Genomic DNA, 14,326 nt, shown 5'->3' on the forward strand with positions numbered 1-14,326 from the left:
GCCTTCGGCAGCTCCTACAGGTAAAGCGGAAGGTCGTGCCGACCTTCAATCGCGGGCAAGCCCGCTCCCACAGGGATCGCGGTGTTTACTCGGTCGGTGGAGTGAGCTTCGCTTCCAACTCCGCCACTTTCGCCTCAAGCGCCTCCAACCTTGCCCGCGTGCGCGCCAATACAACCATCTGGCTATCGAACTCTTCCCGGCTAACCAGATCCAGTTTGCTGAACCCGCTCTGCAACAGCGCCTTGAACTGGCTTTCGATTTCGCTTTTCGGCAGTGGAGTGTCGCCGCTGAAGAGGCGGGAGGCGGTGCCTGTCAGGGCGTCGAGGAAGTCTTTGGGCGCGAGCATGGGGAAATGTCCTGGTAGCAATGACGGGCAGTGTACCACGCAGTGTCTATAGTCAAATTCGCGGGTCAGGGATGCACGCTTTTCGCGCATGGGGACGGACGGTCTCGCACCGTTGTTGTGCGTAACGCGTTGGGTGTTGTCGTGAAGTGGTCGCGATCTGTTGGCAAAGGCTTGAAAACTATGTGTTTTGTGGAGATGGCAAGCTTTCTGCTTAGATGCTGATGACCCATGCACTGATGCAGTCGCTGTGACGAATGCAGTGCGCCAGGCGAAACGCGGGGAGTGTTTCGCAAGGAGCGGTTAGCTGGCGTCGGACGGGCAGGTAAGGCCGACGATGCGTTACAAAGCCAGGCACTGCGCTTAGACTTGAGACGGGTTTGTTTTCCTGGGGCAAGTCCACCAAATTCGGGAGAGAGTTTTCATGAAGCTAGTCACTGCCATCATCAAGCCGTTCAAGTTGGACGACGTGCGCGAGTCGTTGTCCGAGATCGGCGTGCAGGGCATTACCGTTACTGAAGTCAAAGGCTTCGGTCGGCAGAAGGGTCACACCGAGCTGTATCGCGGCGCGGAGTACGTGGTCGATTTCCTGCCAAAGGTGAAGATTGATGTCGCCATTGACGACAAGGATCTCGACCGGGTTATCGAGGCGATAACCAAGGCGGCCAACACCGGCAAGATCGGTGACGGCAAGATCTTCGTGGTCAATCTGGAACAGGCGATTCGCATCCGTACCGGCGAAACCGATACCGACGCAATCTAAGCCGCCACAAACCCAACGCCCCAGGAGAAAACAAAATGACTCTGCGTAAATTCGCAGGGCTAGGAGCCCTGTTGTCCTTCGTAATGCCCTGCCTGGCCATGGCGGCAGACGAAGTGGCGGCCCCAGTCCTCAACTCCGGCGATACCGCCTGGATGTTGACCTCGACAGCCCTCGTGCTGTTCATGACCATTCCCGGCCTCGCGCTGTTCTACGGCGGCATGGTGCGCTCCAAAAACATTCTTTCCGTGATGATGCAGTGCTTCGCCATTACCGGTCTGATCAGCGTCCTGTGGGTCATTTATGGCTACAGCATCGCGTTCGACACCACCGGCATGGAGCAGGGCGTCGTCAACTTCAACTCCTTTTTCGGTGGCATGGGCAAGGCTTTCCTCGCCGGTGTTACGCCATCCAGCCTGACCGGTCCTGCGGCGCTGTTCCCTGAGGCGGTGTTCATCACCTTCCAGATGACGTTCGCCATCATCACTCCGGCGCTGATCGTCGGTGCTTTCGCCGAGCGCATGAAGTTCTCCGCGATGCTGATCTTCATGGCCATCTGGTTCACCCTGGTGTATGCACCGATCGCGCACATGGTCTGGTCCGGCAACGGCGGCCTGATGTGGGACTGGGGCGTGCTGGACTTCGCTGGCGGCACCGTGGTGCACATCAACGCGGGTGTGGCCGGTCTGGTTGCCTGCCTGGTACTGGGCAAGCGCAAAGGCTTCCCGACCACGCCGATGGCGCCGCACAACCTCGGTTACACCCTGATGGGCGCGGCCATGCTGTGGGTCGGCTGGTTCGGTTTCAACGCCGGTTCCGCTGCGGCGGCCAACGGCACCGCCGGCATGGCGATGCTGGTTACCCAGATCGCTACCGCCGCCGCTGCACTGGGCTGGATGTTTGCCGAGTGGGTCACCCACGGCAAGCCAAGTGCATTGGGTATCGCTTCGGGTGTGGTTGCAGGTCTGGTTGCGATCACCCCGGCCGCTGGCACCGTGGGCCCGATGGGCGCCCTGGTGATCGGTCTGGCAGCGGGCGTGGTGTGCTTCTTCTGCGCGACCACCCTGAAACGCAAACTCGGCTATGACGACTCCCTGGATGCCTTCGGCGTGCACGGTATCGGCGGTATTCTCGGCGCGATCCTGACCGGTGTGTTCGCTGCACCGGCCCTGGGTGGTTTCGGCACTGTCACCGATATCGGTGCTCAGGTCTGGATTCAGCTCAAGGGCGTGGGCTTCACGGTGATCTACACCGCGATCGTCACCTACATCATCCTCAAGGTCCTGGACGCTGTCATGGGCCTGCGTATCACCGAGGAAGAAGAAGCGGTCGGTATCGATCTGGCGCTTCACAACGAACGCGGCTACAACTTGTAAGCACGCGCATGAAAAAAACTTGCCCGGCTTGCCGGGCATTTTTTTGTCTGGAATTTGTCATTGAAAGGGTGAGCTGAAAGGTTTTTTCCTACAGGTTTTACGATGTTTGCGTCGGGTATATTTGTACGGTCGAAGGCTTACAGGAATGAGGGATGATCAGGGCCTTTGTTTTTTCCCAGAGCGCGCTAGAATGCGCCCCGGACGTGCGGAGAACTGTATGTGGCAACAGACTCTGATAACCCTTCGGGCGAGGCCCCGGGGGTTTCATCTGGTAACGGACGAGTTACTCGCCGGCCTGCCTGAACTCAAGGCGTGTCGGGTCGGTCTGTTGCATTTGTGGATACAGCATACCTCGGCGTCGTTGACCATCAACGAGAACGCCGATCCGGCGGTCCGTCGCGACTTCGAACGATTTTTCAATCGTCTGATCCCACAAGGAACAGACGGCTATGAGCATAACGACGAAGGCCTGGACGACCTCCCGGCGCACTTCAAGGCCAGCGTGCTTGGCTGTCAGCTCAGTTTGCCGATTTCGGCGGGCCGACTGGCATTAGGGACCTGGCAAGGCGTTTATCTGGGCGAGCACCGTGATCATGGCGGTGCCCGTAAAGTCCTCGCCACCGTGCACGGTGAAGGGGCATAACCGCTGGTCAGCAGCGGTTGTTGATTTTTTTCCGGCGGCCTTCGACAGAGGGCAAAGCTGGGCTATAACTAATCTGCTTTTCGCAAGTCATGAGGTAGAACATGAGCGACGATGATCTGGAAAACGACGACCTCGAAGTAGGCGACGACGACGAAACCGAAGAAGGTCTGGAAGCAGCGGCGGAAGACGTCGCTGAAGACGACGGCGGTGATGCCCCCGTTCCGACCGCCAAAGGCAAAGCCAAGGCAGCGGTATCGGTTGATGAGCTGCCGAGTGTCGAAGCCAAGAACAAGGAACGCGACGCCCTGGCCAAGGCCATGGAAGAGTTCCTGGCTCGTGGTGGCAAGGTGCAGGAAGTGGAGGCCAATGTGGTCGCCGATCCGCCCAAGAAGCCTGACAACAAGTACGGTAGCCGGCCTATCTGAGCCTGCTGCGCGCTTGCTGAAAAAGCCCGCCGTCGCTGCGGGCTTTTTCATGCCTGAAACAAAGTCCTGGGCTTGGCACAATTCATTGTAGGAGTGAGCCTGCTCGCGATGGCGGTGGGTCAGGCGACATCAATGGTGGATGTGCTCGCCTCATCGCGAGCAGGCTCACTCCTACAGGGTCTTGTGTCAGGCCGAAACTGAATTCCACTGCGCCAACAACGCCGGCAGCTCGGTCAGGCTGCGAATTTCAGCATCCGGCAAACGTTCAGCCTCCCAGACTTTACCCGCCGGGTTGAACCAGATCGCCCGCAATCCTGCCTGTTGCGCACCGGCAATGTCATCCCCCGGATGATCACCGATATGCACCGCCGTTTCCGGGGTTGCACCACCGCGCTGCAGCGCTTCATGAAACAGGCGTGCATCGGGTTTTGCGATGCCGATGTCTTCGGCGCACAACGCAAACTTGAAGTAGTCCGCCAACCCCAGGCGGCGCACATCGGCGTTGCCGTTGGTGACCACGCCGAGGGTGTAATGGTTGGCCAGTGCCTGGAGGGTGGGTTGCACCTCCGGGAAGATTTCCAGCTGATGCCGGGCATGCAGGAACACTTCGAAACTCTGATCGGCCAGGTCCGACGCCTCAGCGTGGGCGTACCCGGCTTCTTCCAGCGCTTGAAACAACACGCGACGACGCAAGGCACTGATACGGTGTTTGAGTGCCGGTTCGATGCTCAGGATGCGTTCGCGAATGGCCCACAAATGTTCCACCGGAACAGCGCCCAGGTTGGGCGCATGTTCAGTCAGCCATTCACGCAATACGGCTTCGGCGCTGACGATCACCGGGGCGGTGTCCCACAGGGTGTCATCGAGGTCGAAAGTGATCAGTTGGAGAGTCATGAATCGTCGCCCTTAATGCGTTTGGCCCGTGGATGGGCGCTGTCGTAGACGGTTGCCAGGTGCTGGAAATCCAGGTGGGTGTAGATCTGGGTGGTCTTGATGTCCGAGTGGCCGAGCAGTTCCTGCACCGCCCGCAAGTCCTGGGAGGACTCCAGCAGGTGGCTGGCGAAAGAATGTCGCAACATGTGCGGGTGAAGGTTTTGCCCCAGTTCGCGTTCGCCCGCGGCCTTGACCCGCAGCTGGATCGCCCGTGGTCCCAAGCGCCGGCCTTGTTGGCTGACAAACACCGCATCGTCCGCCGGATTGGCCAGGGCCCGCAGTGGCAGCCACTGTTCCAGCGCCTCTCGGGCTTTCGCACCCACTGGCAGCAGACGGGTTTTGCTGCCCTTGCCGTGCACCTGGACCATGCCGTCCGCCAGATCCAGCTGATCGAGATTGAGTCCGGTCAGCTCCGACAGGCGCAGCCCGGAGGAGTAGAACAGTTCAAGGATCGCCTGATCCCGGCGCGCCAGAAAGTCGTCTTCCACGCCACCTTCCAGCAGTTGCAGCGCGCGGTCGGTATCGAGGGTTTTCGGCAAGCGGCGCTCGCCCTTGGGCGGTGCCAGGCCATTGGCGGGGTCGTGATCGCAGAGGCCTTCGCGGTTCAGGTAGTGATAAAGCCCACGTACTGCCGACAGCAGCCGTGCCAGGCTGCGGGACGATTGACCTTGTGAATGCAGGCGGGCGATCAGGCTGCGCAGGCGCTGGATGTCCAGGGCCGCCCAACTGCCGATGTTCTGTTTGACGCACCAGTCCAGCACTTTGTCGAGGTCGCGGCGATAGGCCGATAGGGTGTGCGGCGACACCTGCCGCTCACTGCGCAGGTGTTCGCAGTAAGCGTCCAGTTGCCGTTCCATATCAGCGTACCGAGCGCAGGGAGCTGTTGAGCCGTGGCAGCACGCGACCCATGACTTCCGCGATGTAGCTCAAAAACAGCGTGCCCACCGAGCTCTTGTAGTGCTGCGGGTCACGGCTGGCGATGGCCAGGATGCCGTGGATGCCCTGGTGACTGATGGCGACCACGGCGGTGGAGCCGATCTGCTTGCGCTGCTCTTCGCCGAACAGAAAGTCCAGTTCATGCTCGCGCAGGGTGCCGCTGACGCTTTTTTCTTCCTGTAGCAAGCCGCCAATGGCCACTTGTGCCTCGGCGTGAGTGACCCAGCGGCCAACCGGCATGGGGTTGTCGCCGAGCAGGATGAGACTGACGAAGGGCACCTGGAAGTCCTGGCGCAGGCTGTCTTCGACGCACATCACCACGTCTTCCAGGGTGTTGGCGTCCATCAGCGCAAGGATCAGGCGGCGGGTCTTGTCGAAGAGGCGGTCGTTGTCGCGGGCCACATCCATCAAGTGCGAGAGGCGGTGCCGCAACTCGATGTTGCGGTCCCGCAGGATGGTCATCTGGCGTTCGACCAGGGACACGGTGTCGCCACGTCGATGGGGAATGCGCAAGGCCGGCAGCAGTTCTTCGTGTTCGACGAAGAAGTCCGGATGAGCCTCCAGGTACGCGGCAATCGCCGCCGCCTCCAGGCTTTCGGACGCTGATTCGTCGGGCTGTCGGGCGGGTACCTGGGGCTTATCGGTCATGGCTTTGGCTCACTCAAAGACGTACTTGTCCTTCGTATACGCGTACTGCCGGGCCGGTCATCATGACCGGTTGGCCAGGGCCTGCCCATTCAATGGACAGACGCCCGCCGGGCAGGTCGATCAATAGCGGCGAATCCATCCACCCCTGGCTGATCGCGGCCACCGCCGCGGCACAGGCGCCGGTACCGCAGGCCTGGGTTTCCCCGGCCCCGCGCTCCCAGACGCGCAACTGCGCGCGGCCCCGGTCGATGACCTGGAGAAAACCGACATTGACCCGTGCCGGGAAGCGCGGGTGATTTTCGATTTTCGGCCCCAGTTCATGTACCGGTGCATTGTTGATGTCGCTGACCCGCAACACGGCGTGGGGATTGCCCATGGACACGGCAGCCAGCTCGACCGGTGTGCCGTCGACGTCAACCTGGTAGCTCAGGGCCTGTTCCGGCGCCTGGAACGGAATATCGGCCGGCACCAGGCGCGGCGCGCCCATGTTCACGCCGATCTGTCCGTCGTTGCGAACATCCAGCTCGATAATGCCGCTTTTGGTCTCGACACGGATCTGCCGTTTCGCGGTCAGGCGCTTGTCGAGCACAAAACGGGCGAAACAGCGCGCACCGTTGCCGCACTGTTCCACTTCGGAGCCGTCGGAGTTGAAGATCCGATAGCGGAAGTCCACGTCCGGGTTGCTCGGGGCTTCGACGATCAGCAACTGGTCGAAACCGATGCCGGTGTGCCGATCACCCCAAAGCTTTGCATGCTTGGGCAGAATATGCGCGTGCTGGCTGACCAGGTCGAGGACCATGAAGTCATTGCCCAGGCCGTGCATCTTGGTAAAACGCAGCAGCATGGTTTTACTCCGGCAGCAGGCTTTCGCCAGCGAACAACTCGGCTACCGTCTCACGGCGACGCACTTCAAATGCCTGATCACCGTCCACCAACACTTCAGCGGCGCGGCCGCGGGTGTTGTAGTTGGAGCTCATGACAAACCCATAGGCGCCGGCCGAATGCACGGCCAGCAGGTCGCCTTCTTCCAGCGCAAGCTCACGCTCCTTGGCCAGGAAGTCACCGGTCTCGCAGATCGGGCCGACGATGTCGTAGGGGCGGGCAGCGGTAGTGCGCGGGCGCACGGCGGTGACGTCCATCCAGGCCTGGTACAGCGCCGGGCGGATCAGGTCGTTCATGGCCGCGTCGACGATGGCGAAGTCTTTGTGTTCGGTGTGCTTGAGGTACTCGACCTGGGTCAGCAGCACGCCGGCGTTGGCGACGATGAAGCGGCCCGGTTCGAACACCAGTGCCAGGTCGCGACCGTCGAGGCGCTCGCGCACGGCCTTGATGTAGTCAGCAGCCAATGGCGGTTCTTCATCGCGATAACGCACACCCAGGCCACCACCGAGATCGATGTGGCGCAGGTAGATGCCGCAGTCGCCGAGGCGGTCGACCAGGCCCAGCAGGCGATCGAGGGCATCGATGAACGGTGGCAGGGTGGTCAGTTGCGAGCCGATATGGCAATCGACGCCGACCACTTCCAGGTTCGGCAGCTGCGCGGCACGCACGTACACGTCTTCGGCGTCGGCGATGGCGATGCCGAACTTGTTCTCTTTGAGACCGGTGGAGATGTACGGGTGAGTACCGGCATCGACGTCCGGGTTGACGCGCAGCGAGATCGGCGCCCGAACACCCAGCTCGGCCGCCACCACTTGCAGGCGTTCCAGCTCGTCAGTGGACTCGACGTTGAAGCAGTGCACGCCGACTTCCAGCGCACGACGCATGTCGTCGCGGGTCTTGCCGACGCCGGAGAACACGATCTTGTCGGCGCTGCCGCCAGCGGCCAGCACACGTTCCAGTTCGCCACGGGAAACGATGTCGAAACCGGCGCCCAGGCGCGCCAGGACATTCAGCACACCCAGGTTGGAGTTGGCCTTGACCGCAAAGCAAACCAGGTGAGGCATGCCAACCAGGGCATCGGCATATGCCAGGTATTGGGCTTCGATGTGCGCGCGCGAGTAAACGTAGGTCGGTGTACCAAAGCGATCAGCGATAGCAGACAGGGCAACACCTTCCGCGAACAGTTCACCGTCACGGTAGTTAAAAGCGTCCATGATGTTCCCTTATTGGTAGACGTCGTGCTTGTGCGACTTGGATGGCTGCTTTTGCGAGGACTGGGCCTGCTCTGCAGGGTCCTGATCTTCATCGGGCAGGTACAGCGGGCCTTTTTGGCCACAGGCTGAAACCAGGCAGGCAAAAGCGACGATCGAAGCGAGCGCGGCTAGGGAAGAGATCAGGCGCTTCATGGCGAAATCCTTGAAAATGCAGTAATTGCGCCGGAGTATACCGGCCACCCGGCAGCTTGCCTATGCGACGGGGCTCCCGTCCGGCGGGCCTGCGCGCAAGCACATCGATACCTGTGGGAGCGGGCTTGCCCGCGATAGCGATGGTTCAGTCGATATTGATGTTGAATTTGCCGGCCCCATCGCGGGCAAGCCCGCTCCCACAGGTACAGCGTTCGGAGTACCTATATCGGTGCTTGATCGTTATCCTTTGCAATCAGCGGGGCTCGTCCGTATCGTGCGGCGCTTGAGCCTGATCAGACACTTTTTGAGGTTGCCGTAATGAGTTTGTCCGAAGCGCGTTTCCACGATCTGGTCGATGCCACCCAGCAGACGTTGGAGGACATCTTCGACGAGAGCGACCTGGATATCGATCTCGAAAGCTCGGCCGGCGTGCTGACCGTGAAGTTTGAAAGCGGCAGCCAGTTGATCTTCAGTCGCCAGGAGCCCCTGCGCCAGCTGTGGCTGGCGGCGGTGTCCGGTGGCTTCCACTTCGACTACGACGAAGAAAGCGAGCGCTGGATGTGCGACAAGAGCGAAGAGCAACTGGGTGAAATGCTCGAGCGCATCGTCAAGCAGCAAGCCGGCATCGAACTCGATTTCGAAGGCCTGTAACCTCGTGACCCAGCCTGCGCCCGTTCGTCCGCCAAAGCCGCTTTACAGCAACGTCAGCCCGGCAGTCCCTTCGCCCTGCAGTGGCGTGTGCCGGCTGGATGAGCAGAAGGTCTGCCTCGGGTGTTTTCGCCATGTCGAAGACATCCGCGAATGGCGCTCGGCGGATGACGAACGCCGACGGGTGATCTGCGCCCAGGCCTCGCATCGCAAAACCACGGCCAATGCCCGGTAGGGGCACAGAGCCGTACGCCGGTGGCGGCTTGTATATTTTTTGAGCTGTGATAGTGTCCGGGTACGCCTCAACCCATCGAGGCTTGTGAAAACCCCGCCTTTTTCTGGCGGGGTTTTGCTTTTTTCGTGCAGAAGAAAGGAGTCTGCCCTGATCATGACCGCACCTTCCATCACCCTTACCCGTCTGGACGTACAACGTCTGGAGCGCCTGATCGACAGCCTGGACGAAACGCTGCCGGGCGTTATCGCGCTGCAAACCGAACTGGATCGCGCCGATACACTGGTCGGCCACGATGAAGTGCCCGCCGATGTCGTGACCATGAACTCCCGCGTGCACTGCCGTGAAGAGGGCAGTGGCAAGGACTACCACCTGACGCTGGTGTATCCGAAGGATGCCAACGCCGATGAAGGCAAGATTTCCATTCTGGCGCCAGTCGGCAGCGCGTTGCTGGGCCTGAAAGTCGGCCAGCACATTGACTGGCCGGCACCGGGCGGCAAGACGTTGAAACTGACCCTGCTTGAAGTCGAATCGCAGCCAGCCAACGGCGGCGACTACAACGTTTGACCCCGCCTCAGACCTGTTCGAGCGCCTCGTTCAATGCGCGCTCCAGGTCGGTCTTGTAGCGAAGATACAGATTGCTTGACCCCTGACCATCACCGAGCAGGCCTGAAAGGTCCAGATCGGTGATGTAGCAGCGGTAGCGTTCGGTCTCGCAGCGTTGCTTGACGATTTCCCGGGCGACCACGCTGAACAGCTGGTCGCCATGTTCCAGCTCGGAAAACTCCCGCTGATTGCAATACAACGTGACCTGTACCTTGCCCGGCGCGGCTTTGCCGACGATCGCCTGTACGTCATAGAAGGGTTTGTTGGCCGGGGTTTGCGGCGCCGGTCGGGCATCCACCCGACGCGCCCGGCCTATGCCTGAAGGCAGCAGCTGGTAGTACAGGGTATCCAGGCTGGCAGGCTGGGCCGTGTCCATCGGCAGCGCGGCGTCGCGCCGGTACTGGATCGATTGCAGGAAACGCTGCAATGGCACCAGCAGGCTGTGCTCGTCATGCCACGGCAGGCGCTGCTGCCACAGGGCATTGAATTCATCGAGCACGTACAGGTCGGCCTGTGTTTCGTTGACCCGGTAGAACACCTGGATGCAGTTCGGTCGCCCCATCGGCAGCAGCAGCGCCAGGTCCTGGTCGTCCAGTGCCATCGGGTCCAGGTGCAATGGACTGTAGCTCGCCCGTTCTTCACCGAGGTAGTTGAGCATTGCCGGCAGGGTTTCCAGCGCGATGTGCTTGACCTGACCGGGTATCAGCTCCAGCACGTGGTAGTGCTGCTGGACCTGGATCAGGTAGCGGTGATTGAGTTTGCTCAGCAGCAGGTTCTGTGCGGTGTCGAGGATGTCTTCGACGCGCTGGGCGATGAACTGCGCGCGGTTGTGACAGAAACAACGCACTCTCAACCTGGGTTGCCGCGGCCCGCCGGGCAGGGCGTTGAGGTAGTCGCGCACGCAATCGAGCAGGGCATGGGGCCCGTCGTAGCGGCTGACCAGCACCTCGTTCCAGCTGTTGCGCGTGACCTGATCCAGGGTCAGCACCAGGTTTTCCTTTACGCCTGCGTAGCTCAAGGAGTCGGTGCGCCCGGTGGTCATCAGGATGTTCAGGTCGCGGTGGTGCTTGAGCGGATCGATGCCAACGTTGACCAGGATCAGCACCTCGCTGGGCACGCTGGCGCGCAACAGGGGCTCTTCAGCGACGGTCGGCAGGGGCAGGGGAATGCTCTGTTGCAGGCTGCCAAGCAGGTTGAACAGCTCGAATTCGCTCAGGTCGCTGCTGCCCGGGTGCAAGGCCAGCCGAGTGCTGCTGTCGATCACACCGTTGCGGTGGCACCAGGCCAGCAGCTCGAGCAAATGGCGACTGCGTTTGATCGGGGCGAAATGTTCCCACTCAAGGGCGGTCAGGCTGCCGTTGTACAAGCCCCACTGGCTTTGCTCCGGTTCTTTCCTGTTCGGCGCGTACACCAGCGTCAGGGTGTCTTCGGCCAGGTCCGGGGCGATGCCGGGGTTGATGAACTCGATCTTGTCCGCCTTGCGTTCGAAGGCCGCATACAGGCGTCGACCCAGCACGCTGAGGTCGCGCTTGTTGATCGGGCTGATGGTTTGTTCGTGGCGGGCAAACTGGGTCAGGAAGCGATAGCTGAAATTCAGTTCATTGACCAGGGCTCGGCGCTCCGAGATGACCTGGCGGACTTTCCACTGGCTGCGGCTGTCGAGCAGGGCCAATTGGCGCTGGTCCCATTGCCATTCGCGGGCCAGGCGCTCAAGTAACGCGCGTTGCCAGCCCTGGGTACGTGCGCCGCTGCCGGTGAGTTTGCGATTGACCTTCAGGTAGAGCGCTCGGCGCACCAGCTCCAACCGCTCCGGTTCGTTGCGGGCGATGAGGTACTCCGCGATGCGCCGATAAACCACGACATACGGGTCCAGCTCATCGAGGTCGAGCCGATTGGCGAACACCGCCTGTTTGAAGCGCAGGCTCAGGCATTGGACGCTGGGGTGTTCGCTGGCGTACACCTCGGTCAGCAGGAGTTTGAGCACCGATTTGTACGGCGACTCGATGCCCTTGAACAGCTGCCAAAGCCCGGCACCAATGAATTCCCCGGGCGGAATGCGGGCCATGTGGCCCAGGTCCAGGGTTTCATCGGCGCGGATGAAGCGCTTGGACGTCAGTGTGTGGGTGTACTGCTCATAGTTGGCTTCCTCATACACCGGCACCAGCCACCAGATAAGCGTCCGTCCTGCCAGCCAGATCGCCGTGCGATAAAACTCGTCCAGCAGCAAATAGTGCTGGGTGGTGCCACAGTCTTCCGAACTCAGCTGGCTGTCGCGCTCACCCCGTACGAAGCGGATCGGGTCGATCAGGAAGAAGTGCGCCTCGGCACCCTGGCTGGCAGCCCAGGCTTCGAGCAGCTGACACTTCTTGCGCAGTTCGGCGAGCTCGTTTTCGCTCAGGTCCGGGCTGTGGCAGACCCATACGTCCATATCGCTCTGGTCGGCCTGGGCCAGGGTGCCGAGGCTGCCCATCAGGAACAGGCCGTGAATCGGCCGGGGTGGATTGCTGCCGTGGCGCGGCCTATAGGAAAAGGAGCGGGTCAGGCGCTGGGCTTCGGCGAGGACGCTGGCATCCGGCTCGAAATTCGACAGTCCGGCCGGCGTGCTGCCCGAAACGTAACCTGGCAGCAGCGGATGATTGACGTGGAAGAACAGCGGCAGGAGGTTCAATACTCCTTGCTGGCGCGTCGATAACCCTTCCATGGCACGCGCCATGCGCCCCTCGTTGAGCTTGAGGAAGCGTGCGCGCAGTTGGCTGAGCACCTTGCGGTCAATTCCCTCGTCCAGATCGGGGTGGATTTCATGGGTGCGGGTCATGTCAGCTCAAACCGGCTCGCAGGGCTCGGACGTGGAGGCTCTCGGGGTGAGGGGCAGTTTAGCGCCTCGGCGCCGGGACTTTTAAGCTGATTCTGTATTTCTGGCGTCAGATTTTTATCGAAGGGCGAAAGCGGATAAAAAGTGCGCCCGCGGAAATCCTTAATCAGGCCTTCCGAGGGCGATGCAGGGGAATTCAGGCTGTTTCTTCGGCTCTCAGAATGGTGAGCACGGTTTGCACGTTTTGCGCAGCATCACGACCCAGGCTGGTCAGATAGCCGCCATCGGGCTGGTCGATCAGTTCTTTTTCATGCAGGCGTTTGGCAGCGGCAATGTGTTTCGGGGCAGCGGTCTGATGAATTTTCAAACCTTCCTGGGAACTGTCCAGGTTGAAGAGTGCGAGGACTTCCAGTTCGGCAACCAACTCAGGGGTAAGCGACATAAGGACTCCAGACTTTCTAGGAATTGGGCGACAGCGCTCCTAAGGTGATCTCACTCGCGCAGCATGTCCAGTGCTCGTACCAGGGTTATTGCTTTTCCGGCGGCAACTCGGGCAGTGCCCGCAGCGCGGCTTCGTACCATTCGGTATTGAACGCGCGGTCTTCGTCGAGCATCGTGTCGATTTCTATGGCCAAAACGTGGGCCATCAGGTTGAGGATGTCCTCGCGCTCGTAACCCACCAGCGTCAGCTTGTTGAAGGTGGCTTTGGCGGCCGGCGGATTGTCGCTTTCGATCTGGTTCTCGATGGCTTCGGTCAGCGTGGTTTCGGCGAATTCTTCTTCGTCGTTGTCGATATCGGTTGGCTCGCTCATGGCAGGCTCCTCTGGGAAAGGTTGTCAGTTTAACTGCATTCAGCGGCGTGATGCTGCTGGCAAGAATGCCCGGAGCATTCTATAAACAGGCACTGCCCACCCCCGCACGGCCTGGAGGCTATGTGATGCTCAAGCTTTATGGTTTTTCCGTCAGCAACTACTACAACATGGTCAAGCTGGCGCTGCTGGAGAAAGGACTGCCGTTCGAAGAAGTGCCGTTTTATGCCGGTCAGACCCCCGAGGCGCTGGCCATCAGCCCCCGTGGCAAAGTCCCGGTGTTGCAGACAGGGCGGGGCTTCATCAACGAAACCAGTGTGATTCTCGAGTACATCGAGCAAAGTCAGAAAGGCACGCCGCTGCTGCCGAGCGACCCGTTCGAGCGGGCGCAGGTGCTGGCGCTGGCCAAGGAAATCGAGCTGTATATCGAGCTGCCGGCGCGTGCCTCTTATCCAGAAGCGTTTTTTGGCATGACGCTACCGGAAGCGATCAAGGAAAAAACCAAGGCCGAACTATTGCAGGGTATTGCGGCGCTAGGCCGGCACGGAAAATTCAGCCCCTACGTGGCAGGCGAAAGCCTGAGCGTGGCGGATCTGTATTTCCTGTACAGCGTGCCGCTGGCGTGCGGTGTGGCGAAGAAGCTGTTCGATATCGATCTGTTGGCTGAGCTGCCGGCAGCCAAGGCGCTGCTGGAGATCCTGGGCGATAACCCGAATGTTCAGCGGGTTGCGGCGGACAAGGAGGCGGCGATGCCAGCGTTCATGGCGATGGTCGCGTCCAAGAAGTAGATTGGTCGTGTTCTGAAGTCAGTCATCGCGAGCAGGCTCGCTCCCACATTGGATTTGATGTGCGAACACCATCCAATGT

Annotated in this window: 18 protein-coding genes; 8 read left to right on the forward strand and 10 right to left on the reverse strand. The window is 60.8% G+C overall.

Translation table 11 applies throughout. From position 1 onward, the window contains the following. Positions 1 to 85: 85 nt before the first annotated feature. Positions 86 to 346, reverse strand: a complete 261-nt coding sequence (locus PMI35_RS00950) for an accessory factor UbiK family protein (protein WP_008066360.1) — start codon at positions 344 to 346, stop codon at positions 86 to 88. A gap of 421 nt (positions 347 to 767) precedes the next feature. Here PMI35_RS00950 and glnK point away from each other — a divergent pair, with 421 nt between their 5' ends. From glnK to sutA, 4 genes are all read left to right on the forward strand, one after another. Beyond that, the gene (gene glnK / locus PMI35_RS00945; RefSeq protein ID WP_002555808.1) at positions 768 to 1,106 is read left to right on the forward strand and encodes a P-II family nitrogen regulator; all 339 of its coding nucleotides are present in this window, start codon (positions 768 to 770) and stop codon (positions 1,104 to 1,106) included. 35 nt (positions 1,107 to 1,141) lie between these two features. Continuing rightward, positions 1,142 to 2,479: an ammonium transporter gene (locus PMI35_RS00940; RefSeq protein ID WP_008066361.1), complete on the forward strand. Its 1,338-nt coding sequence runs from the start codon at positions 1,142 to 1,144 to the stop codon at positions 2,477 to 2,479. A 217-nt stretch (positions 2,480 to 2,696) separates the two neighbouring features. Further along, entirely contained in the window at positions 2,697 to 3,122 is a 426-nt protein-coding gene (locus PMI35_RS00935) for a secondary thiamine-phosphate synthase enzyme YjbQ (RefSeq protein WP_008066362.1), read from the forward strand. A gap of 101 nt (positions 3,123 to 3,223) precedes the next feature. Continuing rightward, entirely contained in the window at positions 3,224 to 3,547 is a 324-nt protein-coding gene (gene sutA, locus PMI35_RS00930) for a transcriptional regulator SutA (protein WP_007980816.1), read from the forward strand. A gap of 186 nt (positions 3,548 to 3,733) precedes the next feature. Here sutA and PMI35_RS00925 read toward each other — a convergent pair whose 3' ends face one another. Genes PMI35_RS00925 through lptM form a run of 6 tightly spaced genes read right to left on the reverse strand, consistent with a single transcriptional unit; the run spans position 3,734 to position 8,352 of the window. Beyond that, positions 3,734 to 4,441, reverse strand: coding sequence for an HAD family hydrolase (locus PMI35_RS00925; protein ID WP_008066370.1), 708 nt, complete (start codon positions 4,439 to 4,441; stop codon positions 3,734 to 3,736). Beyond that, positions 4,438 to 5,337: a tyrosine recombinase XerC gene (xerC, locus tag PMI35_RS00920; protein ID WP_008066372.1), complete on the reverse strand. Its 900-nt coding sequence runs from the start codon at positions 5,335 to 5,337 to the stop codon at positions 4,438 to 4,440. The genes PMI35_RS00925 and xerC overlap by 4 nt, the downstream gene beginning before the upstream one ends. 1 nt (position 5,338) lies before the next feature. After that, complete coding sequence (locus PMI35_RS00915) at positions 5,339 to 6,064, reverse strand: DUF484 family protein (RefSeq protein ID WP_008066381.1); 726 nt, start codon at positions 6,062 to 6,064, stop codon at positions 5,339 to 5,341. Between the two features lie 13 nt (positions 6,065 to 6,077). After that, on the reverse strand, positions 6,078 to 6,908 hold the full coding sequence (dapF, locus tag PMI35_RS00910) for a diaminopimelate epimerase (protein WP_008066383.1): 831 nt from the start codon (positions 6,906 to 6,908) through the stop codon (positions 6,078 to 6,080). A gap of 4 nt (positions 6,909 to 6,912) precedes the next feature. Next, positions 6,913 to 8,160 carry a diaminopimelate decarboxylase gene (gene lysA, locus PMI35_RS00905; protein ID WP_008066385.1) on the reverse strand — a complete coding sequence of 416 codons (1,248 nt, stop codon included), beginning with the start codon at positions 8,158 to 8,160 and terminating at the stop codon, positions 6,913 to 6,915. Positions 8,161 to 8,169: 9 nt separating this feature from the next. Further along, on the reverse strand, positions 8,170 to 8,352 hold the full coding sequence (gene lptM / locus PMI35_RS00900) for an LPS translocon maturation chaperone LptM (protein WP_008066386.1): 183 nt from the start codon (positions 8,350 to 8,352) through the stop codon (positions 8,170 to 8,172). 318 nt (positions 8,353 to 8,670) lie between these two features. Here lptM and cyaY point away from each other — a divergent pair, with 318 nt between their 5' ends. The 3 genes from cyaY (at position 8,671) to rnk (ending at position 9,799) form a co-directional block, all read left to right on the forward strand. Continuing rightward, positions 8,671 to 9,003: an iron donor protein CyaY gene (cyaY, locus tag PMI35_RS00895; protein ID WP_008066387.1), complete on the forward strand. Its 333-nt coding sequence runs from the start codon at positions 8,671 to 8,673 to the stop codon at positions 9,001 to 9,003. A 4-nt stretch (positions 9,004 to 9,007) separates the two neighbouring features. Next, on the forward strand, positions 9,008 to 9,235 hold the full coding sequence (locus PMI35_RS34350; RefSeq protein ID WP_081504876.1) for a DUF1289 domain-containing protein: 228 nt from the start codon (positions 9,008 to 9,010) through the stop codon (positions 9,233 to 9,235). Between the two features lie 153 nt (positions 9,236 to 9,388). After that, positions 9,389 to 9,799: a nucleoside diphosphate kinase regulator gene (gene rnk, locus PMI35_RS00890; RefSeq protein ID WP_008015509.1), complete on the forward strand. Its 411-nt coding sequence runs from the start codon at positions 9,389 to 9,391 to the stop codon at positions 9,797 to 9,799. Positions 9,800 to 9,806: 7 nt separating this feature from the next. Here the strand turns inward: rnk and PMI35_RS00885 are convergent, their stop codons facing one another. From PMI35_RS00885 to PMI35_RS00875, 3 genes are all read right to left on the reverse strand, one after another. After that, positions 9,807 to 12,653, reverse strand: coding sequence for a class I adenylate cyclase (locus tag PMI35_RS00885; protein ID WP_008066388.1), 2,847 nt, complete (start codon positions 12,651 to 12,653; stop codon positions 9,807 to 9,809). A 193-nt stretch (positions 12,654 to 12,846) separates the two neighbouring features. Next, positions 12,847 to 13,092, reverse strand: a complete 246-nt coding sequence (locus PMI35_RS00880; protein WP_008066390.1) for a TIGR02647 family protein — start codon at positions 13,090 to 13,092, stop codon at positions 12,847 to 12,849. Between the two features lie 85 nt (positions 13,093 to 13,177). Continuing rightward, positions 13,178 to 13,462, reverse strand: a complete 285-nt coding sequence (locus PMI35_RS00875; protein ID WP_008066392.1) for a hypothetical protein — start codon at positions 13,460 to 13,462, stop codon at positions 13,178 to 13,180. Between the two features lie 125 nt (positions 13,463 to 13,587). Here PMI35_RS00875 and PMI35_RS00870 point away from each other — a divergent pair, with 125 nt between their 5' ends. Further along, complete coding sequence (locus PMI35_RS00870) at positions 13,588 to 14,247, forward strand: glutathione S-transferase family protein (RefSeq protein WP_008066395.1); 660 nt, start codon at positions 13,588 to 13,590, stop codon at positions 14,245 to 14,247. Positions 14,248 to 14,326: the final 79 nt, after the last annotated feature.

The sequence above is a fragment of the Pseudomonas sp. GM78 genome, assembly GCF_000282475.1.
GTDB lineage: Bacteria > Pseudomonadota > Gammaproteobacteria > Pseudomonadales > Pseudomonadaceae > Aquipseudomonas.

Coding starts and splice junctions, on each gene's coding strand:
- lptM (WP_008066386.1), bottom strand. CDS start 8,352: ATGAAGCGCCTGATCTCTTCCCTAGCCGCGCTCGCTTCGATCGTCGCT.
- PMI35_RS00915 (WP_008066381.1), bottom strand. CDS start 6,064: ATGACCGATAAGCCCCAGGTACCCGCCCGACAGCCCGACGAATCAGCG.
- glnK (WP_002555808.1), top strand. CDS start 768: ATGAAGCTAGTCACTGCCATCATCAAGCCGTTCAAGTTGGACGACGTG.
- lysA (WP_008066385.1), bottom strand. CDS start 8,160: ATGGACGCTTTTAACTACCGTGACGGTGAACTGTTCGCGGAAGGTGTT.
- PMI35_RS00885 (WP_008066388.1), bottom strand. CDS start 12,653: ATGACCCGCACCCATGAAATCCACCCCGATCTGGACGAGGGAATTGAC.
- sutA (WP_007980816.1), top strand. CDS start 3,224: ATGAGCGACGATGATCTGGAAAACGACGACCTCGAAGTAGGCGACGAC.
- xerC (WP_008066372.1), bottom strand. CDS start 5,337: ATGGAACGGCAACTGGACGCTTACTGCGAACACCTGCGCAGTGAGCGG.
- PMI35_RS00870 (WP_008066395.1), top strand. CDS start 13,588: ATGCTCAAGCTTTATGGTTTTTCCGTCAGCAACTACTACAACATGGTC.
- PMI35_RS00935 (WP_008066362.1), top strand. CDS start 2,697: ATGTGGCAACAGACTCTGATAACCCTTCGGGCGAGGCCCCGGGGGTTT.
- PMI35_RS00880 (WP_008066390.1), bottom strand. CDS start 13,092: ATGTCGCTTACCCCTGAGTTGGTTGCCGAACTGGAAGTCCTCGCACTC.
- dapF (WP_008066383.1), bottom strand. CDS start 6,908: ATGCTGCTGCGTTTTACCAAGATGCACGGCCTGGGCAATGACTTCATG.
- PMI35_RS00950 (WP_008066360.1), bottom strand. CDS start 346: ATGCTCGCGCCCAAAGACTTCCTCGACGCCCTGACAGGCACCGCCTCC.
- rnk (WP_008015509.1), top strand. CDS start 9,389: ATGACCGCACCTTCCATCACCCTTACCCGTCTGGACGTACAACGTCTG.
- PMI35_RS00925 (WP_008066370.1), bottom strand. CDS start 4,441: ATGACTCTCCAACTGATCACTTTCGACCTCGATGACACCCTGTGGGAC.
- cyaY (WP_008066387.1), top strand. CDS start 8,671: ATGAGTTTGTCCGAAGCGCGTTTCCACGATCTGGTCGATGCCACCCAG.
- PMI35_RS00940 (WP_008066361.1), top strand. CDS start 1,142: ATGACTCTGCGTAAATTCGCAGGGCTAGGAGCCCTGTTGTCCTTCGTA.
- PMI35_RS00875 (WP_008066392.1), bottom strand. CDS start 13,462: ATGAGCGAGCCAACCGATATCGACAACGACGAAGAAGAATTCGCCGAA.